At 57.2% G+C, this 25,070-nt stretch carries 23 protein-coding genes; 12 read left to right on the top strand and 11 right to left on the bottom strand.

Translation table 11 applies throughout. The features are described from left to right. Positions 1-18 precede the first annotated feature (18 nt). Positions 19-984 (top strand): LysR family transcriptional regulator, encoded by a 966-nt coding sequence (locus AC4IBF_RS00730; RefSeq protein WP_325814391.1) that lies wholly within the window; start codon positions 19-21, stop codon positions 982-984. On the opposite strand, the gene aldB is transcribed toward AC4IBF_RS00730, so the two are convergent. The 6 genes from aldB to AC4IBF_RS00700 form a co-directional block, all read right to left on the bottom strand. Then, positions 981-2,519, bottom strand: coding sequence for an aldehyde dehydrogenase AldB (gene aldB, locus AC4IBF_RS00725; RefSeq protein ID WP_136195903.1), 1,539 nt, complete (start codon positions 2,517-2,519; stop codon positions 981-983). The two genes, AC4IBF_RS00730 and aldB, sit on opposite strands and share 4 nt — an antisense overlap. 86 nt (positions 2,520-2,605) lie before the next feature. Next, the gene (gene selB / locus AC4IBF_RS00720; RefSeq protein ID WP_136195902.1) at positions 2,606-4,453 is read right to left on the bottom strand and encodes a selenocysteine-specific translation elongation factor; all 1,848 of its coding nucleotides are present in this window, start codon (positions 4,451-4,453) and stop codon (positions 2,606-2,608) included. Then, complete coding sequence (gene selA / locus AC4IBF_RS00715; RefSeq protein WP_133293529.1) at positions 4,450-5,835, bottom strand: L-seryl-tRNA(Sec) selenium transferase; 1,386 nt, start codon at positions 5,833-5,835, stop codon at positions 4,450-4,452. The genes selB and selA overlap by 4 nt, the downstream gene beginning before the upstream one ends. Before the next feature lie 103 nt (positions 5,836-5,938). Next, positions 5,939-6,547, bottom strand: coding sequence for a glutathione S-transferase (locus AC4IBF_RS00710; protein ID WP_133293528.1), 609 nt, complete (start codon positions 6,545-6,547; stop codon positions 5,939-5,941). Positions 6,548-6,637: 90 nt separating this feature from the next. Then, positions 6,638-7,774, bottom strand: a complete 1,137-nt coding sequence (locus AC4IBF_RS00705; RefSeq protein WP_491463106.1) for an HlyD family secretion protein — start codon at positions 7,772-7,774, stop codon at positions 6,638-6,640. A 2-nt stretch (positions 7,775-7,776) separates the two neighbouring features. After that, on the bottom strand, positions 7,777-8,133 hold the full coding sequence (locus tag AC4IBF_RS00700) for a DUF3302 domain-containing protein (protein ID WP_024906600.1): 357 nt from the start codon (positions 8,131-8,133) through the stop codon (positions 7,777-7,779). 657 nt (positions 8,134-8,790) lie between these two features. Between AC4IBF_RS00700 and AC4IBF_RS00695 the strand changes: the two genes are divergently transcribed. From AC4IBF_RS00695 to trmL, 9 genes are all read left to right on the top strand, one after another. Then, positions 8,791-10,698, top strand: coding sequence for a PTS mannitol transporter subunit IICBA (locus tag AC4IBF_RS00695; RefSeq protein ID WP_045337118.1), 1,908 nt, complete (start codon positions 8,791-8,793; stop codon positions 10,696-10,698). A gap of 99 nt (positions 10,699-10,797) precedes the next feature. Then, on the top strand, positions 10,798-11,946 hold the full coding sequence (mtlD, locus tag AC4IBF_RS00690; protein ID WP_127729151.1) for a mannitol-1-phosphate 5-dehydrogenase: 1,149 nt from the start codon (positions 10,798-10,800) through the stop codon (positions 11,944-11,946). Beyond that, complete coding sequence (gene mtlR / locus AC4IBF_RS00685) at positions 11,943-12,533, top strand: mannitol operon repressor MtlR (RefSeq protein WP_115876689.1); 591 nt, start codon at positions 11,943-11,945, stop codon at positions 12,531-12,533. Before mtlD ends, mtlR begins: the two co-directional genes overlap by 4 nt. A 58-nt stretch (positions 12,534-12,591) precedes the next feature. Further along, entirely contained in the window at positions 12,592-12,954 is a 363-nt protein-coding gene (locus AC4IBF_RS00680; protein ID WP_008502724.1) for a YibL family ribosome-associated protein, read from the top strand. A 271-nt stretch (positions 12,955-13,225) separates the two neighbouring features. Next, the gene (lldP, locus tag AC4IBF_RS00675) at positions 13,226-14,881 is read left to right on the top strand and encodes an L-lactate permease (RefSeq protein ID WP_491463105.1); all 1,656 of its coding nucleotides are present in this window, start codon (positions 13,226-13,228) and stop codon (positions 14,879-14,881) included. Beyond that, entirely contained in the window at positions 14,878-15,651 is a 774-nt protein-coding gene (gene lldR / locus AC4IBF_RS00670; RefSeq protein WP_023294814.1) for a transcriptional regulator LldR, read from the top strand. Before lldP ends, lldR begins: the two co-directional genes overlap by 4 nt. Then, positions 15,648-16,835: a quinone-dependent L-lactate dehydrogenase gene (lldD, locus tag AC4IBF_RS00665; RefSeq protein WP_023309918.1), complete on the top strand. Its 1,188-nt coding sequence runs from the start codon at positions 15,648-15,650 to the stop codon at positions 16,833-16,835. The genes lldR and lldD overlap by 4 nt, the downstream gene beginning before the upstream one ends. Positions 16,836-17,019: 184 nt before the next feature. Then, on the top strand, positions 17,020-18,360 hold the full coding sequence (locus tag AC4IBF_RS00660; protein ID WP_133293525.1) for an MFS transporter: 1,341 nt from the start codon (positions 17,020-17,022) through the stop codon (positions 18,358-18,360). Positions 18,361-18,405: 45 nt separating this feature from the next. After that, complete coding sequence (gene trmL, locus AC4IBF_RS00655) at positions 18,406-18,879, top strand: tRNA (uridine(34)/cytosine(34)/5-carboxymethylaminomethyluridine(34)-2'-O)-methyltransferase TrmL (protein ID WP_133293524.1); 474 nt, start codon at positions 18,406-18,408, stop codon at positions 18,877-18,879. Here trmL and cysE read toward each other — a convergent pair. From cysE to AC4IBF_RS00630, 5 genes are all read right to left on the bottom strand, one after another. Further along, the gene (gene cysE, locus AC4IBF_RS00650) at positions 18,876-19,697 is read right to left on the bottom strand and encodes a serine O-acetyltransferase (protein ID WP_008502718.1); all 822 of its coding nucleotides are present in this window, start codon (positions 19,695-19,697) and stop codon (positions 18,876-18,878) included. The genes trmL and cysE overlap by 4 nt on opposite strands. A 74-nt stretch (positions 19,698-19,771) precedes the next feature. After that, positions 19,772-20,791 (bottom strand): NAD(P)H-dependent glycerol-3-phosphate dehydrogenase, encoded by a 1,020-nt coding sequence (gpsA, locus tag AC4IBF_RS00645; protein ID WP_115876693.1) that lies wholly within the window; start codon positions 20,789-20,791, stop codon positions 19,772-19,774. Continuing rightward, positions 20,791-21,258, bottom strand: coding sequence for a protein-export chaperone SecB (secB, locus tag AC4IBF_RS00640; protein ID WP_003860835.1), 468 nt, complete (start codon positions 21,256-21,258; stop codon positions 20,791-20,793). Before secB ends, gpsA begins: the two co-directional genes overlap by 1 nt. A gap of 32 nt (positions 21,259-21,290) precedes the next feature. Continuing rightward, positions 21,291-21,542 (bottom strand): glutaredoxin 3, encoded by a 252-nt coding sequence (gene grxC / locus AC4IBF_RS00635; protein ID WP_023309914.1) that lies wholly within the window; start codon positions 21,540-21,542, stop codon positions 21,291-21,293. A gap of 11 nt (positions 21,543-21,553) precedes the next feature. Beyond that, the gene (locus AC4IBF_RS00630) at positions 21,554-21,985 is read right to left on the bottom strand and encodes a rhodanese-like domain-containing protein (protein ID WP_023309913.1); all 432 of its coding nucleotides are present in this window, start codon (positions 21,983-21,985) and stop codon (positions 21,554-21,556) included. Positions 21,986-22,231: 246 nt separating this feature from the next. Between AC4IBF_RS00630 and gpmM the strand changes: the two genes are divergently transcribed. Both gpmM and envC read left to right on the top strand, forming a co-directional pair. After that, complete coding sequence (gene gpmM, locus AC4IBF_RS00625; protein WP_133293523.1) at positions 22,232-23,776, top strand: 2,3-bisphosphoglycerate-independent phosphoglycerate mutase; 1,545 nt, start codon at positions 22,232-22,234, stop codon at positions 23,774-23,776. Between the two features lie 33 nt (positions 23,777-23,809). Beyond that, complete coding sequence (envC, locus tag AC4IBF_RS00620) at positions 23,810-25,069, top strand: murein hydrolase activator EnvC (RefSeq protein WP_232057401.1); 1,260 nt, start codon at positions 23,810-23,812, stop codon at positions 25,067-25,069. Position 25,070 lies beyond the last annotated feature (1 nt).

Below are 25,070 nucleotides of genomic sequence, written 5' to 3'. Positions count from 1 at the left end.
TCATATAGATGGGTGTGCATGATGAGTACATTACAGCTAAAACCACGCGAATTAAAAATTATCTCCGTCATTGCAGCCACCCACAGCATTGGTGATGCCGCCGCCCTGCTGGGCATGGCGCAGGCCAACGTCAGTAAATATCTGTCTGATTTTGAAACGCGGGTTGGACTCAAGGTTTTTGAGCGCACCACGCGCCAGCTTGCCCTGACCCAGTTTGGTGAAGCGTTGCTCCCTTACGTTAATGCAACACTGGATAAGAACAGCCAGCTTGTGAATTTCATTGCGGATTATAAGCACGAAAAGCGCGGAAAAGTGACGATCTATGCCCCAACCGGCATCGTGACCTACCTCGCGCGACACGTGATCCATCAGATAGAAGACATCGGTGACATTCGCATCTCTTTGAAAACCTACAATCTGGACCGGAATGAATTTTCAGAAGGCGTTTCCTTTCCGGATGACTGCGACATTTTAATTACTTATACGCAGCCTAAAGACGAAAGTCTGGTTGCCAGCGTTCTGACACAATATTCCGTTACGGCCTTCGCAACCGTGGAGTATTTAAATAAACACCCCTTAACGGGACCGGAAGATTTAATTAATCACTCCTGTATTCTCATTGACTCCATGCTGGTTGATGATGCCAACATCTGGCGTTTCCGAGTGCACGGCAGCGATGACGTGCATGACTACCGGGTGACCGGTAATTATATTTGCGACAATACGCAGACGGCTCTGGAGCTGGCAAGAAATAATCTTGGGATTGTTTTTGCACCAAAAGAAAGTCTGAAAAAAGAATTAACGCAAGGGATGCTGGTCCCCTGCTTCCCGCATCAGGAAGAGTGGTGGCTCGATCTGACGGCCATCTTCCGCAAACGCGAATACCAGCCCTGGCGCGTGCAATACGTACTGGATGGCGTTCTGAACTGCCTGCGCCAGCAAATTGCTCAGGCCGTGCATGGACGGCCTGAGCTGGGTGATTAAAACAGCCCCAGCGGCTTATCGGAGTAGCTGACCAGCAAACATTTCGTCTGCTGATAATGCTCCAGCATCATCTTGTGGGTTTCACGCCCGATGCCCGATTGCTTATAACCGCCAAATGCCGCGTGCGCCGGATAGGCGTGGTAGCAGTTGGTCCAGACGCGCCCGGCCTGAATGCCTCTTCCCATTTTATAGGCCAGATTACCGTTGCGGCTCCAGACGCCTGCTCCCAGACCATACGGCGTGTCGTTGGCAATCTCCAGCGCCTCCTCCATCGTTTTGAAGGTGGTCACGGCCAGTACCGGTCCGAAAATTTCTTCCTGGAAGACGCGCATGTTGTTTTGACCGAACAGGATCGTCGGCTCCAGATAATACCCGTCCTGCAGATCCCCACCGAGTACCTTACGACGCCCGCCGGTGAGAATATCCGCCCCCTCTTTCTTGCCGATGTCGATGTAGTTGAGGATAGTTTCCAGCTGTCCATGCGAGACCTGCGCCCCCATCTGCGTGGCGTTATCGAGCGGGTTACCGCTGCGGATAGACTCGACGCGGCGAATGGCCCGCTCCATAAAGCGCTCATAGATGGACTCCTGCACCAGCGCGCGGCTTGGGCAAGTGCAGACTTCGCCCTGGTTAAACGCAAACAGCGCAAACCCTTCCAGTACTTTATCGAAGAAGGCATCCTCTTCCTCCATTACGTCTGCGAAGAAGATGTTCGGGGATTTCCCGCCCAGCTCGAGGGTCACCGGAATGATGTTCTGCGTGGCGTACTGCATGATCTGCTGGCCTACCTCCGTCGATCCGGTAAACGCCACTTTGGCGATCCGTTTTGAGGTGGCCAGATATTCCCCTATCTCCCCGCCCGCACCGTTGACCACGTTAATCACGCCCGGCGGCAGAAGATCGCCAACGATTTCCATCAGCAGCAGCACTGAGAGCGGAGTCAGACGCGCCGGTTTGAGCACAATGCAGTTTCCCGCCGCCAGCGCGGGCGCCATTTTCCAGCTCGCCATCAGCAGCGGGAAGTTCCACGGAATGATTTGCCCGACGACGCCCAGCGGTTCGTGGAAGTGATACGCCACGGTATCGCTGTCTACCTCGCTTATTCCTCCCTCCTGAGCGCGAATGCAGGAAGCAAAATAGCGGAAGTGGTCAATGGCCAGCGGCACGTCTGCCGCCATCGTTTCCCGTATCGGCTTGCCGTTATCCCAGGTTTCCGCCGTCGCCAGCAGCTCCAGATTCTGCTCCATCCGGTCGGCGATTTTGAACAGGATCGCCGCCCGGTCCTGCACGGAGGTGTGAGCCCATTTTTCTTTCGCTTTGTGCGCCGCATCCAGCGCCAGGTCGATATCACGCTTGCCGGAGCTGGCAATTTCGCACAGCGGCTGGCCGGTAACGGGAGTCAGGTTGGAATAGTATTCGCCGTCGACGGGAGTTACCCAGTCGCCGCCAATAAAGTTGTCATAACGAGGCTTCAGCTTGAGGGGAAAACCATACTCGCCGGGCTGGATACGCGATGAGGGAGGATTGTTTGTCATGACCGTCTCCTTGCTGTTGGTGTACAACAAGGGTAGTTCCGGCTGGCGATTTTCTCGCCAACCGGTAACGGCGTTTACGACGGAGGTCACGGAGTTTCAGGAAATAATAACGAATCGCGCAACAGATGATCGTTACCGCGACGGCGGGTAAAGCCGATGCGGTTGAAATACTCCAGGATCTGGATCGCCAGCTTGCGCCCCACGTTCAGCCGATCGCGGAAATCCGCTGCGCAGGTCGAGCCGCGCGCCTGATCCAGCTCGCGGATCAGGTTGGCAAACGCCACAATGCGATCGTTACGGTAATAACGATCTTTCACGATCGCGACTATCAGCCCCTGCTGCGCCGCATGGCGCAATACCTGACGCATCACCTGTTCGTCGGTGTTGGTTTCGCGAGCCAGATCGCGAACCCACCACGGCTCATCGCCAAACAGCGGGTCCGCTTTTTGCCATATGGCCTCCTGATCTGCGGTGAAACCGGCCTTGTGATCCGGCAGATGCAGCCAGCCGTGGTGGCTTTTGATCGCCCCGCTTTCGCGCATGTTTTCAATCAGCAGCAGCACCAGCGCATCGTCTTCCATCGGCAGCGCCATGCGCCGCAGACGCTCACGGCCCGGGCCAGGCTCGTCCTGATGCTGTTCGTGGTAAGTCGCAAGCGTGTTCAGTATCTTACGCTGCCATTGCGCAGCAACCGGGGCATTGAGCAGGCTGTCGCCAGCCTGAATGAAGCCCGGCTCCTGGGTCAGCTGCCGTAAGCCTTCCCCGCTCAGCTGGCGTGCCCATGCAAAATCACGCAGGCTCACCGCACCGCGATCGAGGTGTACCCGCAGCGCGGCGTTATCCTCTCTGGCCTGCGCCAGCGCGGCCAGCCACTGCAGATATTCAGGTTTACGCTTGCCGCGTCGGGGTGGGTTAAGCGCCACCACGCGCGCCCCGGCCAGCGTTTCCCTTGCAGAAATGTCACGCAGAACCAGACGATCGTTGTCTGCCAGCCAGAGCGGTGAATCGAATACCAGCTCGGCGAGATCGTTTTCCAGCAGCGACACGCGCCCGGTGATATGGCTGGCCGCGTGGTGAATATGCAGCGGCTGCCATTGGGTCAGGGGCACGTTTGCCTGCAGGGAGACGATGACGCGTTCAGACGGTTCAGGTGGGGCATCGGCCAGCAGCCAGTCGCCGCGATTAAGCTGCTCTTTTTCCGCATCCCCGGCAATGTTCAGCGCGATCCGCTGCCCGGCGTGGGCGCGGTCTGCGGGCTGGTTTTGTGCGTGCAGCCCGCGCACGCGCATCGGTTTGTTCACGCCCGTCAGCCAGAGCGTATCACCGACGTTCACTTCGCCGCTCAGCGCCGTACCAGTCACCACAAGCCCCGCACCTTTTACGGTAAACGCCCGATCAATGGCCAGGCGGAAACGATGATGGCTGGCGTGGTCGCGTGATGAAAGCTGCTGTAAGTGGTGGCGAAGTTCGTCGATACCGCGCCCTTCCGTCGCCACGGTGACAAATAGCGACGCGTCGGCAAAACCATACTCCCGCAAGGTCGCCTGTACCGTTTCGCGCACCTCGCTGACGCGTGCGTCATCCACGCGATCGGCTTTGGTCAGCGCCACGGTCAGCTGCGGGTTACCGGTCAGCTGGAGGATCGCCAGGTGCTCGCGGGTTTGCGCCATCACGCCGTCATCGCAGGCCACCACCAGCAGGGCATGATCGATGCCGCCCACGCCCGCCAGCATGTTGGACAGAAACTTTTCATGCCCCGGCACATCAATAAAGCCCAGCACGCGGCCATCAGGCTGGGGCCAGTAGGCATAGCCCAGATCGATGGTCATGCCGCGCTTTTTCTCTTCCGGCAGGCGGTCGGCGTTTACGCCGGTAATGGCCTGCAGTAACGTGGTTTTTCCGTGGTCAACGTGACCGGCGGTGGCAATAATCATTTCAACAACATCTCCAGAAATCGCTCTTCATCTTCAAGGCAGCGCAAATCCAGCCACATTCGGCCATCGTAAATCCGCCCGATAACCGGCGTCGAGAGACCGCGCCAGCGCGACGACAGGGCTTCCAGATGGCCGCCGCGCCCGTCACGCGGCGTGAACGTCAGCGCTTCACTCGGCAGCCTGTCCACCGGCAGCGAACCGCTGCCAATCTGCGACTGGCAGGGCTCAATGCGAACGTCAAAATCGGGGTAGTGCGCGGCGACGCGCGGCAGCAGAAGTTCAGCCTGGGCGCGAATCGAGGCGGCATCGCGGCTTAACAGTCGCAGCGTGGGCAGGCGGTCGGCCAGTTTCTCCGGGTGGAGATAGAGCCGCAGCGTAGCGTCCAGGGCGGCAAGCGTCATTTTATCGGCGCGCAGGGCGCGCTTGAGCGGATGCTGCTGCAGCTGCGCAATCAGCTCGCGCTTGCCGACGATAATCCCGGCCTGCGGCCCGCCCAGCAGTTTGTCGCCGGAAAAGCTGACCAGGCTAACGCCCGCCGCAATCATCTCCTGCGGCATCGGCTCTTTTGGCAGCCCGTACAGGCTCAGATCCACCAGCGAGCCGCTGCCGAGATCGGCAATCACCGGTATGTTCAGTTCGCGCCCAATCGCCGCCAGCTCCGCCTCTTCAACCGTTTTGGTGAAGCCTTCAATATGATAATTGCTGGTGTGGACCTTCATCAGCAGGGCAGTATTTTCATTCACTGCCGCGCGATAGTCTTTCGCATGGGTACGGTTGGTGGTGCCCACTTCATGCAGCGTACAGCCCGCCTGGCGCATCACGTCCGGAATACGAAATGCCCCGCCAATCTCCACCAGCTCGCCGCGGGACACCACTACCTCTTTGCCGCTGGCGGTGGACGCCAGCATCAGCAGCACCGCTGCGGCGTTGTTATTCACAATGCAGGCATCTTCCGCGCCGGTCAGCTGGCACAGCAGCTCCGCCAGCGCGTGGTCGCGATGCCCGCGTCCGGCGCCGTCCAGATCGTACTCCAGCGTTACAGGCGCTTGCATGGCCTGCACGACGGCGGCAACGGCCTCTTCCGCCTGCTGGGCTCGCCCGAGGTTGGTATGCAGTACGGTACCGGTCAGGTTAATCACCGGGCGTAACGCGCTTTGCGCCTTCTCATCCAGCCGCTGTTCAACTTCCTGCTCCCACGCACTGCACCAGTCGGGCAAGGCGTTTTCTGCCTGAATCGCGCAGCGGGCTTCGTCCTGAAGCAGGCGTAACATTTCCACCGTCGCGGTATGGCCGAAGCGCTCAACAACAGCATAAATGCGGGGCTCGCGTAGGAGACGGTCGGTAGCGGGGATCTGGCTGTACAGCGAACGATGAGTAGTCATGAAAGCGCCTGGCGAGTAAATATCTTCCCCCCTCCCGACGGGAGAGGGAGTTAACATGTAGAGGGATTGTACCGCCTCCGACGCCGAAGTGTTATAACCCGCGTCAAGCCTTTGGCGGTTCGGTACGGGCAAAGCTCTCGCGGCTAAAAAGCGTGTCTGCAAGCTTCACCAGCAGCGGACGGTCGACGCACCAGCCAGGGGAAACCCGGCGGAAGTTGAGATAGCCGATGGCGCAGGCGATGGCGATAGTTGCCAGGTTCAGGCTGTCGGTGTCGATCTTTCCCTCCCGGATAAGCTGTTCGCACCTGTCCAGGCTGCGGCTGATTTTTTCCCGCTGGCGTAACAGTTCCGTTTCCGACTGCTGGGCAACGGGCCTGGCCTGTTCACGCACGGAGGTTAACGCCGCATCCATAATGCCATCGGCCAGGGCTTCAATTTGCTTCACCGCCAGCGCCGCTTTTGGGTCAGCCGGCAGCATTGCCGGGGCAACGCCCAGCAGCTCGATATACTCCGCAATAATCGGGGAATCAAACCAGTATTCGCCCTCGTCCGTGACCAGCGCTGGCACTTTTCCCAGCGGGTTGTACTGCGCGACGCCGTTTTCCGCGTTGTAGGGCTGTTCATTCACGAATTCAAATTCAATCCCCTTCTCCAGCAGGAGAATCGAGATTTTTCGCACGAAGGGACTGGTATAGCTGCCGATGAGTTTCATTGCCTGATCCTTGATGCCGGAAAAAAGTCAGTATGGATCAAGCGATGAAAAAAGGGCAGGTCTGCATGTCGCATTCCTGCCCTGGAAGGATTAGTGATCGAGGTAGAGGTAGTGCATCCAGCTGGTCATACGCAGCAGTACTTTACGCATGACCGAGACGTGGGCGAAGTGGTCCGAATAGACCGCCACCTGGGCATAGATACCGTCCGGCAGGGCATCGACTTCGGCGTTGGGTTCCAGCTCAATAAGTGCCTGAACACCGTCCGTTCCCGGCACCACCGTCAGCGACTGCAGCGCGCCCTGCGCCTGATAGGTTCCCCCCGGCACCACCGGCAGAATACTGGTGAGCTTCCCGGAGAACACCTGGCCCGGCAGCGCGTTAAACACTACTTCCGCTTCATCGCCCGGCTTCAGACGCAGCAGCGAGTTCTGGCGGAACTGGGCCACAATCTGACGCTTCTGTTCAGGGATAAAGACCATCACCGGACGCAGAGGCAGCGCGGCGGCATAGGTCCCCGGACGTATCAGCACCTGGGTGATGTAACCATCGCTCGGCGCACGCACCACGGTCTGATCCAGGTTGTATTTGGCTTCGGCAAGCTGGGCGCGTAACGACGCAATCTGCGACTGCTCGCCGTTCACCATGCTGTCTAACTGGCTTTGGATCTGCACCTGTTCAGCCACGGAGCCTTTCACCAGCGCATCCTGCGCCAGATAGTTCTGCCGCGCGTTGTCGATATCGCTTTCAGAGAACGGATTCACCTTCGCCTGGCTGCCTTTCAGGTAGCGCTGAAAATCTTTATAGAGGCGATCGCGTTCAGCGGAGACGCGCGTGGTATTGGCAACGGCTTCCGCCAGCTGCGCTTTCAGATTATCGATATTGTGCGTCGCGGTCACCAGGTCGGCCTGAAGCCTGTCGACCCGCGCCTGATAGCGGCCTGGATCCAGTTTAAATAACACTTCGCCTTTTTTAATTAGCTGGTTATTTTTATCGGTCACTTCGCTGACCACACCGGTCACCTGCGGCGTGATTGGAATAGAAATAACCGCTTTTTGCGCCGTAAACGTATACGGGTGGTTATAGTTCATTAGCAGAATAAGTCCGGCAACAATAAATACGCCGCCTAATGTTGCGGTGGCAAGCGTCCACTGGTTGACCGGAATTCGGAATATTTTAAAGATGGCCCAGGCAAATGCCACGTAGGTCAAAATAATCAACAGATCCATGATTAGCGCTCCAGCGTGTTCTTATCAGCAGCGGGCTTTACCGCGGCCAGCTTTTGTTCTAATTCGGCCACGCGTTTTGCCAGCGCATCCATGCCCGGAACCTCATCAGGCTTTGTGATGTGGTTTTGCATGCCCCAGCCGCGATCCTCGCGGTACAGCGTGGCCCAAATCCACAGGAATGGCCAGATGGCATGAAGCGTAAACAGGCTAATCCAACCAGCCGTATGAATGGCATCGGCATGCGGATGGTTACGCTTTTTAGCCATATTATAAGGAATATCATGGATGGCGATGATTCCATAAAAGAGAACCAGAAATACAAAAATCAATACGCCCAGCGCAAAATAGTTGAGAAACATATTCTCCTCACTTAAACAACGTCAACTCATTAAATTAATAAAACGGTACGCAACCTAATTAATTTTTTATAAACACGGGGTTGTGCTTATTATTTCCGAGCAGGGGAGTATGGGTTTTTATAATATCTCCATGCAAGTTTATAAGCGTGTCAAAATATATCCTGAATAATAATAGACTTAACCTTACAATATGAGCGTAATCCACCTTTTAACTTTTCGCCATACCACACATCAAAAGTGGTTTTTTGGCTTATCGTGTCGTGCCATATCATCCTGGCGCTGAAACGCGAAGCAGAGTTTGCCGTCGATCACAGCCGGAGAAATCTGCATAAAAATATTTTGTGAAATCAGTCACAATCCAGAAACAAACTCGCCAGAACAAAACGTGACAACAATCACACAAAAGGGTGTGTTTTGCTTTTTTTCTCGCCATCGTATTTTTTTTGCCCATCGTTTTTGTGATTCAGATCACCTCATAGATATCCTCACCCCCCACATTTACGTGACATGAATCACATAAATTTTCACTGTCTGGACAGTTGAACGATTCAGTGCCAGATTTCACAGCATCAGAACAGGGCCCGGCTACCTCTGCCGCCTCATTAACAATAAACCTCGGGCCATAAGCCTTAGCGTAAACAGAAGAAGGGGTGTTTTATGTCATCCGATTTCAAGATCAAAGTTCAAAGCTTTGGTCGTTTCCTCAGCAACATGGTGATGCCAAATATCGGCGCGTTTATCGCGTGGGGTATCATCACCGCATTGTTCATTCCGACAGGGTGGTTGCCTAACGAAACGCTGGCGAAACTTGTTGGCCCAATGATTACCTATCTCCTGCCGCTGCTCATCGGTTTCACCGGGGGTCGTCTGGTGGGCGGTGATCGTGGTGGCGTAGTGGGTGCCATCACAACCATGGGTGTTATCGTCGGTGCGGATATGCCGATGTTCCTCGGTGCGATGATTGCCGGCCCTCTGGGCGGCTGGGCGATTAAGAAATTCGACGTCTGGGTTGATGGTAAGATCAAATCCGGCTTCGAAATGCTGGTGAACAACTTCTCTGCGGGCATCATCGGGATGATCCTCGCCATTCTGGCGTTCCTCGGCATTGGCCCTGCGGTTGAAGTGCTGTCTAAAATTCTCGCGGCAGGCGTTAACTTCATGGTGGCGCACGAAATGCTGCCGCTGGCGTCTATCTTCGTTGAACCGGCGAAAATCCTGTTCCTTAACAACGCCATCAACCACGGTATCTTCTCGCCGCTGGGTATTCAGCAGTCTCACGATCTCGGCAAGTCTATCTTCTTCCTGATTGAAGCCAACCCGGGTCCGGGTATGGGCGTTCTGCTGGCGTACATCTTCTTCGGCCGTGGTAGCGCAAAACAGTCTGCTGGCGGTGCGGCGATCATCCACTTCCTGGGCGGTATCCACGAAATTTACTTCCCGTACGTGCTGATGAACCCACGTCTGATCCTGGCCGTTATCCTCGGCGGTATGACCGGCGTGTTCACCCTGAGCGTGCTGGGCGGCGGTCTGGTTTCTCCAGCTTCTCCGGGTTCTATCCTGGCGGTACTGGCGATGACGCCAAAAGGCGCTTATTTCGCGAACCTCGCAGCTATCTTTGCGGCAATGGCCGTCTCCTTCGTGGTCTCTTCTATCCTGCTGAAAACCAGCAAAGTGAAAGAAGATGATGACATCGAAGCCGCAACCCGTCGTATGCACGACATGAAAGCCGAATCCAAAGGCGCGACGCCACTGGCAGCCGGTGATGTCTCTAACGACCTGAGCCACGTGCGTAAAATCATCGTTGCCTGCGACGCCGGTATGGGTTCCAGCGCGATGGGTGCAGGCGTGCTGCGTAAGAAAGTGCAGGATGCGGGCCTGACCAACATCTCCGTGACCAACAGCGCCATTAACAGCCTGCCGCCGGATGTTGACCTGGTCATCACGCACCGCGATCTGACCGAACGCGCCATGCGCCAGGTGCCGCAGGCACAGCACATTTCGCTGACCAACTTCCTCGACAGCGGCCTGTACACCAGCCTGACCGAACGTCTGGTGGCCGCGCAGCGTCACGAAGACAACGAAGTGAAAGTGCGCTCCAGCCTGCAGGACAGCTTTGACGAGAGCAATGCACACCTGTTTAAGCTGGGTGCGGAAAACATCTTCCTCGGTCGTACCGCGGCCACCAAAGAAGACGCGATTCGCTTTGCCGGTGAGCAGCTGGTGAAAGGCGGCTACGTTCAGCCTGAATATGTCGACGCGATGCTGGAACGTGAAAAACTGACGCCAACCTACCTGGGCGAATCCATCGCGGTGCCGCACGGAACGGTTGAAGCGAAAGATCGCGTCCTGAAAACCGGCGTCGTATTCTGTCAGTATCCGCAGGGCGTGCGCTTCGGTGAAGAAGAAGACGACATCGCCCGTCTGGTAATTGGTATCGCCGCTCGCAACAACGAGCACATTCAGGTGATTACCAGCCTGACCAACGCGCTGGACGATGAGTCCGTCATTGAGCGTCTGGCCAATACCACCAGCGTGGAAGAAGTGCTGGCTCTGCTGAACAAATAAGTTCTCTTCCCTCTCCCTCCGGGGAGAGGGCTAGGGTGAGGGGATAAACGTTCCTCACCCCAGCCCTCTCGGGTAAAAACATTGATGAAGGTTAACACTATGAAAGCATTACATTTTGGCGCAGGTAATATCGGTCGTGGTTTTATCGGTAAACTGCTGGCAGACGCGGGCATTACCCTGACATTCGCCGATGTGAATCAGGTCGTCCTGGATGCCCTGAATGCCCGTCATAGCTATCAGGTCCATGTGGTGGGCGAAAACGAGCAGGTTGAGACAGTATCTGGCGTCAACGCGGTCAGCAGCATCGGTGAAGACGTTATTGACCTGATCGCCAGCGTCGATCTGGTCACCACCGCCGTGGGTCCGGTCGTCCTTGAGCGAATCGCCCCTGCGGTTGCAAAAGGCCTGGCAAAACGTAAAGCGCAGGGCATCGACACCCCGCTGAACATCATCGCCTGTGAAAACATGGTGCGCGGCACTACGCAGCTGAAAGGCCACGTTCTTAACGCGGTGGCAGACGAAGACAAAGCCTGGGTTGAAGCGCACGTGGGTTTTGTGGATTCCGCCGTGGATCGCATCGTTCCGCCTTCCGAATCCGCGACCAACGACCCGCTGGAAGTGACCGTAGAAACCTTCAGCGAGTGGATCGTCGATAAAACCCAGTTTAAAGGCGCGCTGCCGACCATTCCGGGAATGGAATTAACCGATAACCTGATGGCATTTGTCGAACGCAAGCTCTTCACGCTGAACACCGGGCATGCTATAACCGCGTACCTCGGAAAATTGGCCGGTCATCAGACCATTCGTGACGCGATCCTCGATGAGAAGATCCGCGCGGTGGTAAAAGGGGCAATGGAAGAGAGCGGCGCGGTGCTGATCAAACGCTACGGTTTTGATGCTGAGAAACACGCAGCATACATCCAGAAAATCCTCGGTCGCTTTGAAAACCCGTATCTGAAAGATGACGTTGAGCGCGTGGGCCGCCAGCCGCTGCGCAAGCTAAGCGCGGGCGATCGCCTGATTAAGCCGCTGCTGGGCACGCTGGAATACGGCCTGCCGCATGCCAACCTGGTGAAAGGGATTGCCGCAGCGATGCACTACCGCAGCGAGCAGGACCCACAGGCGATTGAGCTGGCTCAGCTGATTGATGATAAAGGCGCGCAGGCTGCGCTGGCGCAGATCTCCGGTCTGGACGCCAACAGCGACGTGGTTGCGGAGGCGGTCAACGCATACAACGCAACCAAATGATGCAGAATGCGGCGCAGGTAATCCTGCGCCCTGATTACAGATTGTCAGATATGCAGGCAATAATGGAACAAACCCAGGCCTTTGAAAATCGTGTGCTTGAGCGTCTGAATGCTGGCAAAACCGTACGAAGTTTCCTGATTGCCGCCGTCGAGCTGTTAACCGAGGCGGTGAATATCCTGGTGCTTCAGGTGTTTCGCAAAGACGACTACGCGGTAAAATATGCTGTAGAACCGTTACTGGACGGAGACGGACCGCTGGGCGATCTATCCGTGCGTCTGAAGCTGATTTATGGTCTTGGCGTGCTCAACCGACAAGAGTATGAAGATGCGGAGCTGCTAATGGCGCTGCGCGAAGAGCTCAATCATGACGGTAACGAGTATACCTTTACCGACGATGAGATTCTGGGGCCCTTCGGCGAGCTGCACTGCGTTACTGCGCTGCCCCCTGCTCCCCATTTTGATAACAGCGACCCTGAGCTTTACGCGATGCAAAAGCTGCGTTATCAACAGGTTGTCCGTTCCACGATGGTTCTCTCCCTGACTGAGCTGATTTCCCGAATCAGCTTAAAAAAAGCGTTTCAGAAGTAAGCCTGCTCACATTGGTGTATCCTTCCCTGTAAATTCCCCGTTTTCAGAGTCATTTGTTATGAAAGAAGTCGAAAAGAACGAAATTAAACGCCTGAGCGACCGCCTGGATCTGATCCGCCACCAGATGGCTGGCCTGTCGCTGGTCGATTCCGCCGAGAAATACGCCGAGCTTGAGAAAGAGACCGCGAAGCTGGAAGCGGAAATCGAGCGCCTGCGCGAAGTCAAAGGCCAGAAGCTGAGCAAAGAAGCGCAGAAGCTGATGAACATGCCGCACCGCCGCGCCATCACCAAAAAAGAACAGGCCGACATGGGCAAGCTGAAGAAAAGCGTCCGCGGTCTGGTGGTGGTACACCCGATGACCGAGCTTGGCCGCGAAATGGGCCTGAAAGAGATGACGGGCTTTTGTAAGACCGCGTTCTGATTTCATGCCGGGTGGCGCTGCGCTTACCCGGCCTACTCTTTTCCCCTTCGCGTGAATTGGTCCAACCAATAGCGCAATCAATCCTTCCCCGGTTCACAATTCCATTATTTCCGCTCACAAAACCATTGCTAGCTCATAACATCTGGTTAACCATTCATTGTCATTAACCCTAAAACACAACATTGGCAGGACCACTTTTACACAACCTGTGACGCAGAGTTGAGCGGAGACTCACCCGCAGCGCAGGCTGTCTGGTCCCCAGGAGACCTGCATGAGCCTCTGGCAACAAAACTACGACCCGGCTGGAAATATCTGGCTGTCGAGCCTGATCGCATCGCTTCCGATCCTGTTCTTCTTCTTTGCGCTGATTAAGCTAAAGCTGAAGGGCTACCTCGCCGCGACGTATACCGTTGCCATCGCCCTGATGGTGGCGTTGTTCTTCTACAAAATGCCGGTCGATCGCGCGCTGGCCTCCGTCGTCTACGGTTTCTTCTACGGCCTGTGGCCGATTGCGTGGATCATCATCGCGGCGGTCTTTGTCTATAAAATCTCGGTGAAAACCGGGCAGTTCGACATTATCCGCTCGTCGATTCTCTCCATCACGCCGGACCAGCGCCTGCAGATGCTGATTGTTGGATTCTCCTTCGGGGCGTTTCTGGAAGGCGCGGCAGGTTTTGGCGCTCCGGTGGCGATTACCGCCGCGCTGCTGGTGGGTCTGGGCTTTAACCCGCTCTATGCCGCGGGCCTGTGCCTGATTGTGAACACCGCACCGGTTGCGTTTGGCGCGATGGGTATTCCGATTCTGGTGGCCGGGCAGGTCACCGGGCTGGACAGCTTCGAGATCGGCCAGATGGTTGGCCGCCAGCTGCCGTTCCTGACCATTATCGTCCTGTTCTGGATCATGGCGATTATGGACGGCTGGCGCGGCGTGAAGGAGACCTGGCCTGCGGTGATGGTGGCGGGCGGTTCGTTCGCTATCGCCCAGTACCTCAGCTCGAACTTCCTTGGCCCGGAGCTGCCGGACATCATCTCTTCGCTGGTTTCTCTGGTCTGCCTGACGCTGTTCCTGAAACGCTGGCGGCCGGTCCGTATTTTCCGCTTCGCCGACATGGGCGCCTCGCAGGTCGATCAAACGCTGGCCCGCACCGGCTACACCGCAGGACAGGTGATCCGCGCCTGGTCACCGTTCCTGTTCCTGACCGCCACGGTCACGCTGTGGAGCATCCCGCCGTTTAAAGCCCTGTTCGCCCCTGGCGGCGCGCTGTACGACATGGTGATTAATATCTCCGTGCCGTTCCTCGACAAGATGGTCGCCCGTATGCCGCCGGTAGTGCACGCCGCCACGCCGTATGCCGCGGTCTATAAATTCGACTGGTTCTCCGCCACCGGGACCGCCATCCTGTTTGCCGCTATTCTTTCCGTGGTGTGGCTGCGCATGAAGCCTGCGGCTGCGGTACAGACCTTTGCGGCGACCGTAAAAGAGCTGATGCTGCCGATTTACTCCATCGGCATGGTGCTGGCGTTCGCGTTTATCTCGAACTACTCCGGCCTGTCATCAACGCTGGCACTGGCGCTGGCCCATACCAGCCACGCCTTCACCTTCTTCTCGCCGTTCCTCGGCTGGCTGGGGGTGTTCCTGACCGGTTCCGATACCTCGTCTAACGCCCTGTTTGCCGCACTGCAGGCAACGGCGGCCCAGCAGATTGGCGTGTCGGACGTCCTGCTGGTGGCCGCGAACACGACGGGCGGCGTGACCGGGAAAATGATCTCCCCTCAGTCCATTGCCATTGCCTGTGCGGCGGTGGGACTGGTCGGTAAAGAGTCGGATCTGTTCCGCTTTACCGTGAAACACAGCCTGATATTTACCTGCATGGTCGGGGTGATCACCACCCTGCAGGCCTATGTCTTAACCTGGATGATCCCATGATAGTGATGCCCAGACGCCTGTCCGACGAGATTGCCTCTCGCGTGCGGGCGCTGATTGAAGAACAGCAGCTGGAAGCGGGCATGAAGTTGCCCGCCGAACGCCAGCTCGCCGCCCAGCTTGGCGTGTCGCGCAATTCTCTGCGCGAAGCGCTGGCGACGCTGGTCAGCGAAGGCGTGCTGGTGAGCCGTCGCGGCGGCGGCACCTTTGTGCGCTGGCAGCATGACGACTGGTCCGAGCAAAACATCGTGCAGCCCCTGAAAACGCTGATGGAGAACGACCCGGACTACAGCTTCGACATCCTTGAAGCGCGTCACGCCATCGAAACCAGTACCGCCTGGCACGCGGCCATGCGGGCAACCGACGCCGACAAAGAGAAACTCATCGCCTGCTTTGAAGCCACGCAAAGCAGCGACCCGGATATCGCCTCCCAGGCGGACGTCCGTTTTCACCTGGCGATTGCCGAGGCGTCGCACAATGTGGTGCTGCTCCAGACCATGCGCGGGTTCTTCGACCTGCTGCAATCCTCCGTGAAGCAGAGCCGCCAGCGCATGTATCTGGTTCCGCCGGTGTTTGCCCAGCTGACCGAACAGCACGAGGCGGTGCTCAACGCCATTCTTGCCGGTGATGCCGAGGCCGCGCGCAAAGCGATGATGGCGCATCTGGGCTTCGTGCATACCACCATCAAACGATTCGATGAAGACCAGGCCCGACAGGCGCGTATTACCCGTCTGCCAGGCGACAGTGATATTTCCAGGGAGAACAAAGCATGATTATTTCAGCAGCCAGTGACTATCGCGCCGCGGCGCAGCGCATTTTGCCCCCGTTCCTGTTCCACTACATTGACGGCGGGGCGTATGCCGAATACACCCTGCGCCGCAACGTGGAAGACCTGTCGGAGGTGGCGCTGCGCCAGCGCGTGCTGAAGAATATGTCTGACCTGAGCCTTGAGACGAAACTGTTTAACGAAACGCTTTCCATGCCCGTCGCGCTCGCGCCCGTAGGCCTGTGCGGTATGTATGCCCGCCGTGGCGAAGTGCAGGCCGCCGCTGCAGCGGATGCCAAAGGTATTCCGTTTACCCTCTCTACCGTCTCGGTTTGTCCGATTGAAGAGGTCGCCCCAACCATCAAGCGCCCGATGTGGTTCCAGCTGTACGTCCTGCGCGATCGCGGCTTTATGCGTAACGCGCTCGAGCGCGCCAAAGCGGCGGGCTGCTCCACGCTGGTCTTTACCGTTGATATGCCGACCCCCGGCGCGCGCTACCGCGATGCGCACTCCGGCATGAGCGGCCCAAATGCGGCGCTCCGCCGCTACTGGCAGGCGGTAACGCATCCACAGTGGGCGTGGGACGTCGGCCTGAACGGTCGTCCACACGATCTGGGGAATATCTCGGCGTATCTGGGTAAACCCACCGGGCTGGAGGATTACATCGGCTGGCTGGCGAATAACTTCGATCCGTCCATCTCCTGGAAAGACCTGGAGTGGATCCGCGAGTTCTGGGATGGCCCGATGGTGATCAAAGGGATCCTCGACCCGGAAGATGCCCGCGATGCGGTGCGCTTTGGCGCAGACGGGATTGTGGTCTCTAACCATGGGGGACGCCAGCTTGACGGGGTGCTCTCCTCCGCACGCGCCCTGCCGGCCATTGCCGATGCGGTGAAGGGCGATATTGCCATCCTGGCCGACAGCGGGATCCGCAACGGGCTGGACGTGGTGCGCATGATTGCGCTGGGTGCCGACAGCGTGCTGCTTGGACGCGCGTATCTGTACGCCCTGGCGACGGCCGGTCAGGCAGGCGTGGCGAATCTGCTCAACCTGATCGAAAAAGAGATGAAGGTGGCGATGACGCTCACCGGTGCGAAAACGATCGGCGAAATCAGCAGAGATTCCCTGGTGCAGGAGTTAAGCAAATTACCGGCGGCGCTGGCTCCCCTTGCTCAGGGAAACGCGGCTTAAATTCTTCCCCTCGTTAACACCTCTTTCTCATGCGTCCGATCTCCCCCTCGGGCGCTTTTTTATGCCGAAAATAACATCCAGATAACATATTGGATAAGAAAATTTGACATCCACCTGCCGTCCGCAATTGTATAGACAAGCAAATACAAGAACACAAAAACAACATCACATCAGAGGGGAGCGTATGGCGTATTCAGGTAAGGTGGATATTCAGCAGGTGATCGATGAAAGTCGCTTTTCAGGATTTCACTGGCTGCTCATTGTGCTGGGCTTTCTGGTTCTGGCGATCGATGGCTTTGATACGGCAGCGATGGGCTACATCGCCCCTACGCTGTCGGCAGAATGGGGGATCCATAAACAGGATCTGGGGCCGGTGCTGAGCGCGGCGCTGCTGGGGCTGTCGCTGGGTGCGCTGATCGCCGGTCCGGTATCGGACCGGATGGGGCGCAAGCGCGTGCTGGTCTTTTCGTGCCTGTTCTTCGGCCTGGCGAGCCTGGGGACGGCCTGGGCGCAAAGTCTGAATACCCTGACGCTGTGGCGCTTCCTGACGGGGCTCGGGCTCGGTGCTGCGATGCCCAACGCCATTACGCTTATCTCCGAGTTTGCCCCCCAGCGCTGTCGCGCCATGGCGATTAACACCATGTACTGCGGCTTCCCTCTGGGTGCGGCGGGCGGCGGCGCGATCTCGTCCTGGCTGATTCCCCACCACGGCTGGCGAAGCGTGCTGCTGACCGGCGCAATTGCACCGCTGATTTTAACGCTGCTGCTGGCGCTGCTGTTGCCGGAGTCGGTGAAGTTTCTGGTGCAGCGCGGAAGAGATGTCATGCAGGTCCGCCGCATCGCCAGCCGGTTCGCCCGCAGCACGCTGGATAGCGTCACGGGCTTTTTCCTGGCGGAGGAGAAAGTCGCGTCTAAAAAAGGGAGCGTGTCGCAGCTGTTTTCCATGCCCTGGCTGCCCGGCACCCTGATGCTGTGGGTGACCTATTTTATGGGGCTGGTGATTTACTACGTCCTGCTGAGCTGGATGCCGACGCTGATGCAGGGAATGGGTTATGCCCTGGCGGAGTCCGCCTGGCTCACCTCGCTGTTCACCTTCGGCGGCACGGCCGGGATCCTGCTCGCGGGCTGGATGATGGACCGCTGGGAAGCGCACAAGGTGGTCGCGGGCGGGTTTATCCTGACGATGGGGCTGATCCTGCTACTCGGCATGGAGCATAATCATATCGCCCTGTTTGGCGGGTTGATTTTCCTGATGGGGATCGCGATGAACGGTGCGCAGTCGGGCATGCAGACCCTGGCCGCCACCTTTTACCCTACCGAGTGCCGCGCGACGGGCATCGCCTGGATGCAGGGGATCGGCCGCTTTGGCGGCGTGGCGGGAACTATGACCAGCGCCCAGCTTCTCTCTATGCAGTGGCAGGCGGACAGTATTTTAATGATCCTCAGCATACCCGCTCTGGTGGCCGCCGCGGCAACCGTCTACAAAATGCTGTACAGCCGCTCGCAGGAGCCCGGCGTCGCGTAGTTCCTCTCTTTTCTGCTATGCTGCCCCCGCAATTAAGGGGGCAGCATGCTTAACATCGTTTTATTCGAACCAGAAATTCCGCCGAATACCGGCAATATTATCCGCCTGTGTGCCAACACCGGTTTTCGTCTGCACATCATTGAGCCAATGGGCTTTACGTGGGACGACAAACGTCTGCGTCGCGCAGGGCTGGATTACCATGAATTTACCGCCGTTATTCGCCACCACGATTACGCCGCGTTTCTGGAAGCCGAGCAGCCGCAGCGCATGTTCGCCCTGACCACCAAAGGCACGCCGGCGCACAGCGCCGTGAGCTATCAGGCAGGTGACTATCTGATGTTTGGCCCGGAAACCCGCGGCCTGCCGGCCACGATTCTGGATGCCCTGCCCGCCGAGCAGAAAATCCGTATTCCGATGATGCCGGACAGCCGCAGCATGAACCTGTCGAACGCGGTGTCGGTGGTGGTGTATGAAGCATGGCGCCAGCTGGGATATCCGGGCGCCATTCTCAAAAGTTAAATGCCGTCGCCATACTCGAAGGTATGGTGAATGCCGTTGAAGTGCTGATCCATGTCCATGGACGGCTTGTCGCTGTCTGGTTTACCGACGATGCGCGCCGGTACGCCAGCGGCGGTAGTATGCGGCGGCACAGGCTGGAGCACCACGGAACCTGCGCCGATCTTCGCGCCGCGTCCGACTTCGATATTGCCAAGAATTTTGGCACCCGCGCCTATCATCACCCCTTCACGAATTTTCGGATGGCGATCGCCGCTGGTTTTACCGGTACCGCCCAGGGTAACCGACTGCAGGATCGAGACGTCGTCTTCAATCACTGCCGTTTCCCCGACAACGATCCCGGTGGCGTGGTCGAGCATGATCCCACGGCCAATCTTAGCCGCCGGGTGAATATCAACCTGAAACGTCACGGAAACCTGGTTTTGCAGGAAGATCGCCAGCGCGCGGCGGCCTTCATTCCACAGCCAGTGGCCAATGCGGTACGCCTGCAGAGCGTGGAAGCCTTTCAGGTACAGCAGCGGCGTAGAATATTTATCGACCGCCGGGTCACGCGTGCGCACCGCCTGGATATCACAGGCGGCAGAGGCGATCATTTCCGGGTCAGCGGCGTAAGCCTCTTCCACCACTTCACGGATAGCGATAGCAGGCATTATTGAGGATGCCAGCTTGTTGGCGAGCATATAGCTGAGCGCGCTGCCGAGGTTTTCGTGCTTGAGTAGCGTTGCGTGGTAGAAACTGGCCAGCATAGGCTCACAGTCGGCCAGCGCCCGGGCTTCGGCTTTAATGTTGTTCCAGACGATATCCAGTTCTTCACACGGCATTGCTTACTCCAGACGATAGTTAATGACCAGCCAGTTCTGCGCTGGCTGGGTCATTCAGGTGACAACGGTTCCGACTAGTTACTGCTGCGCTCGTCCTTGCGCGCACGACCTAATAAGGTCAATGCTGCCTCGCGCGCATTTTTTCCGCAATATAATACCTGATAAATTTCCTCGGTTATTGGCATTTCGACACCGAAACGGTGCGCCAACTCGCGGACTTCTTTGGTATTGCGGTAGCCTTCCACCACCTGACCAATCTTCTCCTGCGCGTCTTTCACATTGCTGCCCTGTCCGAGCATCATGCCAAAACGGCGGTTACGAGACTGGTTGTCGGTACAGGTCAGCACCAGGTCGCCCAGGCCAGCCATTCCCATAAAGGTGGCCGGATCGGCACCCAGCGCTTCGCCCAGGCGGGACATCTCGGTCAGACCGCGGGTGATCAGCGCCGTACGCGCGTTGGCACCAAAACCAATGCCGTCTGACATCCCGGCACCAATCGCAATCACGTTCTTCACCGCTCCGCCCAACTGCACGCCGATAAAATCGGGGTTACTGTAGACGCGGAAGCTCTTGCCGCAGTGCAGCAGCTGTTGAAGATCGTCGGAGAAGGCCCGATCGGTTGAGGCCAGCGAAATCGCCGTCGGCAGGCCAGCGGCCAGCTCTTTGGCAAAGGTCGGGCCGGAGATGACCGCCAGCGGGATCTCATCACCCAGCGCTTCACGGGCAACGTCCTGCAGCAGGCGTCCGGTTTCGGCTTCCAGTCCTTTAGTCGCCCAGACAATGCGCGCATCCGGGCGCATCAGCGGCTTAATCTGACGCAGCACGTCGCCAAAGACATGACTCGGAACCACAATCAGAATGTTGCGGCTGGCCGCCAGCGCGGTCGCAAGGTCGCTTTCAAGGTGCAGGGAGTCAGGGAACGGAACGTCCGGGAGAAACGCGACGTTACAACGATCGCGCTGCAGCGTTGCGATATGTTTTGGGTCGTGGCCCCAGAGGACCACATCGTGACCATTTCTTGCCAGCGTGATGGCAAGAGCGGTGCCGTATGAGCCGGCACCGATCACAGTCATTGACGCATTAACAGTGCTCATCAGGCATCCTGATGTTGTTCAGCACCTTCGCCAGCCTGCTGCTGCAGATAGTTCATGAACAGCGCATCAAAGTTAACTGGCGCAAGGTTCAGTTGCGGGAATGTACCGCGAGAAACCAGGCTGGTGATGCATTCACGCGCATACGGGAACAGAATGTTCGGGCAGTACGCACCCAGGCAATGTGCCATCTGGTTGCCTTCGATACCGCCGATAGAGAAGATGCCGCCCTGCTGTACTTCACACAGGAATGCAGTTTCTTCACCCAGGGATGCGGTAACGGTCACACGCAGCACGACTTCATACACGTCATCTGCCAGTTGGGTAGATGCGGTATCCAGATCAAGTTTAACCTCTGGCTGCCAATCTTTCTGGAAAACGTGTGGCGCATTTGGCGCTTCGAAAGAGACGTCCTTGGTGTAGATACGCTGGATCTGGAAAGTCATTTCGGTGTTGTTTTGTTCTGACATGGAAATACCCTTTTTAATTGTCCTAAAGTCTCTTAGCTCAGCAGCGGATCGAGTCCACCACGGGCGTCGAGCGCATACAAGTCATCACAGCCGCCAATGTGCTGCGCATCAATAAAAATCTGCGGAACCGTCGTGCGACCACTACGTTTGATCATCTCTTCGCGTTTAATCGCGTCACCGTCGATCGGCAGTTCTTGGAACGTGACGCCCTTGCTGTTCAGCAGCGCTTTCGCACGATGGCAGAACGGACACGTCGCTTTGGTATAGATCTCAATATTGGCCATGACTGAACTCCTTATTTACCGCGCACCAAAGGAAGATTTTCCCCGCTCCAGCCGGAAATGCCTTCTTTCAGCACAGTTACGTTTTCGAAGCCTGCTTTATGAAGCGCGCTGGCAGATTCTTGTGCCTGCATGCCGGTCGCATCGACAACGATAATCGGCTGGGCTTTGTGTTTTTCAAGCTCACCGACGTTGTTCGCTTTGATTTCAGCTGGCAACAGGTTGATTGCGCCCGCAATGTGACCTTTACGGAAATCGTCACGCTGACGCAGATCGACAACGACGGCATCTTCTTTGTTAATCAGACGCGTCGCTTCACCACGGGTGATAACCTTAATCTTAGACGTCAGGCTCTTAAATGTGGTGAACAGCACAGCAGCCAGCAGGCCAATCCACGCGATGCTCAGAACCGGATGGCGGCTAACGAATTGCATAATTTCTTGCATGGAGGGTAACTACTCCCGACTAATTGATAAAAAAACCAGGACAGGAGTATACCTGTGCGTTCTGGCAAATACAGCCAGCGACCATAACCTAATCCATTTTCTGCGGCATGCCACCTAAAAAAATGCCTCAAAATGGTCTGGAGGGCACCTTGCCACTGCGCTTTCTTTGATCTTCTGCGGCTATTTGATCGATTCAGCTGTAGTAAAATTACGCAAATTTTGACTCTTGAGCATGAGGTTGTCGCAATGTCGGTTTCTAAAAAACCTATGGTACTGGTGATTCTGGATGGTTATGGCTACCGTGAAGATAGCCAGGATAACGCTATTTTCAACGCCAAAACCCCGGTCATGGATGCCCTGTGGGCAAAACGTCCACATACGCTGATTGACGCGTCTGGCCTGGAAGTGGGCCTGCCGGACCGCCAGATGGGCAACTCCGAAGTCGGTCACGTAAACCTGGGCGCCGGGCGTATTGTGTATCAGGACCTGACGCGTCTGGACGTTGAAATCAAAGAACGCACCTTCTTCTCCAACCCAACGCTGTCTGGCGCGGTCGATAAAGCCGTTGCCGCTGGCAAGGCTGTACACATTATGGGCCTGCTCTCTGCTGGCGGCGTTCACAGCCACGAAGATCACATCATGGCGATGGTTGAACTGGCCGCTGAACGCGGTGCAGAAAAAATCTATCTGCACGCCTTCCTGGACGGTCGCGATACGCCACCACGCAGCGCAAAAGGCTCTCTGCAAGCCTTCGAAGACAAATTCGCCGCGCTGGGTAAAGGCCGCGTAGCATCCATTATTGGCCGTTACTACGCCATGGACCGCGACAACCGCTGGGATCGCGTTGAACAGGCCTATGACCTTTTGACCCTGGCAAAAGGTGAGTTCCAGTTCGCGACCGCCGTTGAAGCGCTGGAAGCAGCTTATGCTCGTGATGAAAACGACGAATTCGTCAAAGCGTCCGTCATTCGCGCTGAAGGTCAGGCCGACGCCGCCATGGAAGATGGCGACGCGCTGATCTTCATGAACTTCCGCGCTGACCGCGCGCGCGAAATCACCCGTGCTTTCGTCAACAGCGACTTCGACGGTTTTGCCCGCAAGAAAGTGGTAAACATCGACTTCATCCAGCTGACCGAATACGCGGCAGACATCAAAGCGCCGTGCGCGTACCCACCGGCCTCGCTGGCAAACACCTTCGGTGAGTGGATGGCGAAGAACGACAAAACGCAGTTGCGTATTTCCGAAACGGAAAAATACGCGCACGTGACCTTCTTCTTTAACGGCGGCGTTGAAGAGCCGTTCAAAGGCGAAGACCGCATTCTGATCAACTCACCGAAAGTCGCGACCTACGATCTGCAGCCAGAAATGAGCTCTGCAGAATTGACGGAAAAACTGGTTGCGGCCATCGAGAGCGGTAAATACGACACCATCATTTGTAACTACCCGAACGGCGACATGGTGGGTCATACCGGGGTGATGGAAGCGGCAGTGAAAGCGGTTGAAGCACTGGATCACTGCGTTGATCAGGTTGCGAAAGCTGTTGAATCCGTTGGCGGCCAGCTGCTGATCACCGCAGATCACGGTAACGCTGAACAGATGCGCGACCCGGCGACTGGCCAGGCGCATACCGCCCACACCAACCTGCCCGTTCCGCTGATTTATGTGGGTGATAAATCACTGAAAGCAGTGGAGGGTGGCAAGCTTTCTGACATCGCGCCAACCATGCTGTCGCTGATGGGGATGCCGATCCCTGAAGAGATGACTGGTAAGCCGCTGTTCATCGTGGAATAATCGCTCCCCATGAGGGGAAAGGCGATTTTTTCAATCACATGGGTCGTGAAGCCGCTTAGGTTATCAGTCAGACCTCTGTTTTACGCCAGCGCACTCAGCGCTGGCGTATTGCTGTGCGCCGCATCCGCCCACGCGGATGACCGCGACCAGCTGAAATCCATTCAGGCCGATATCGCCGCCAAAGAGCGTGCGGTACGCCAGCAGCAACAGCAGCGATCCGCACTTCTTGCCCAGCTAAAGCAACAGGAAGAGGCGATTTCCGCCGCCGCGCGTAAACTCCGTGAAACGCAAAACACCCTTGCCCAGTTGAACAAGCAGATCGACGAGATGAACGCGTCGATTGCCAAACTGGAACGCCAGCGCGATGCGCAGGAGCGCAACCTTGCCGCACAGCTTGATGCCGCATTCCGCCAGGGTGAACATACCGGACTCCAGCTGATCCTCAGCGGCGAAGAGAGCCAGCGCGGCCAGCGCCTGCAGGCCTACTTTGGCTATCTCAACCAGGCGCGTCAGGAGACTATCGCGCAACTGAAGCAGACGCGCGAAGAGGTCACCACGCAAAAAGCCGAGCTGGAAGAGAAGCAGACCCAGCAGCAGACGCTGCTCTACGATCAGCAGGCCCAGCAGGCGAAGCTCGAGCAGGCGCGCAACGAGCGTAAGAAAACCCTTTCCGGCCTTGAATCCTCTATTCAGGAAGGACAGAGCCAGCTCAGCGAAATGCGCGCCAACGAATCAAAACTGCGTAACAGCATCGCCCGTGCGGAAGCCGCGGCGAAAGCGCGTGCCGAAAAAGAAGCGCGCGAGGCGCAGGCCGTTCGCGACAAGCAGCAGGAAGCGTCCCGCAAAGGCACCACCTACAAGCCAAGCGAGAGCGAACGTTCCCTGATGTCGCGTACCGGCGGTTTGGGTTCTCCTCGCGGCCAGGCTTTCTGGCCCGTTCGCGGTTCAATTCTGCATCGCTATGGCGAACAGCTGCAGGGTGAGCTACGTTGGAAAGGGATCGTTATCGGTGCATCTGAAGGTAGCGAAGTGAAAGCCATCGCCGATGGCCGCGTGATTCTGGCCGACTGGCTGCAGGGTTACGGACTGGTCGTGGTGGTCGAACACGGTAAAGGTGATATGAGCCTTTACGGCTACAACCAGAGCGCGCTGGTCAGCGTCGGCACGCAGGTGCGCGCCGGCCAACCCATCGCCCTTGTGGGCAGCAGTGGCGGTCAGGGCCGCCCGTCACTTTATTTCGAAATTCGTCGCCAGGGTCAGGCGGTCAATCCACAGCCGTGGTTGGGAAGATAAG

The organism is Enterobacter sp. Taxon_8, assembly GCF_058354585.1.
This window is presented reverse-complemented; position numbering and strand designations above follow the sequence as displayed.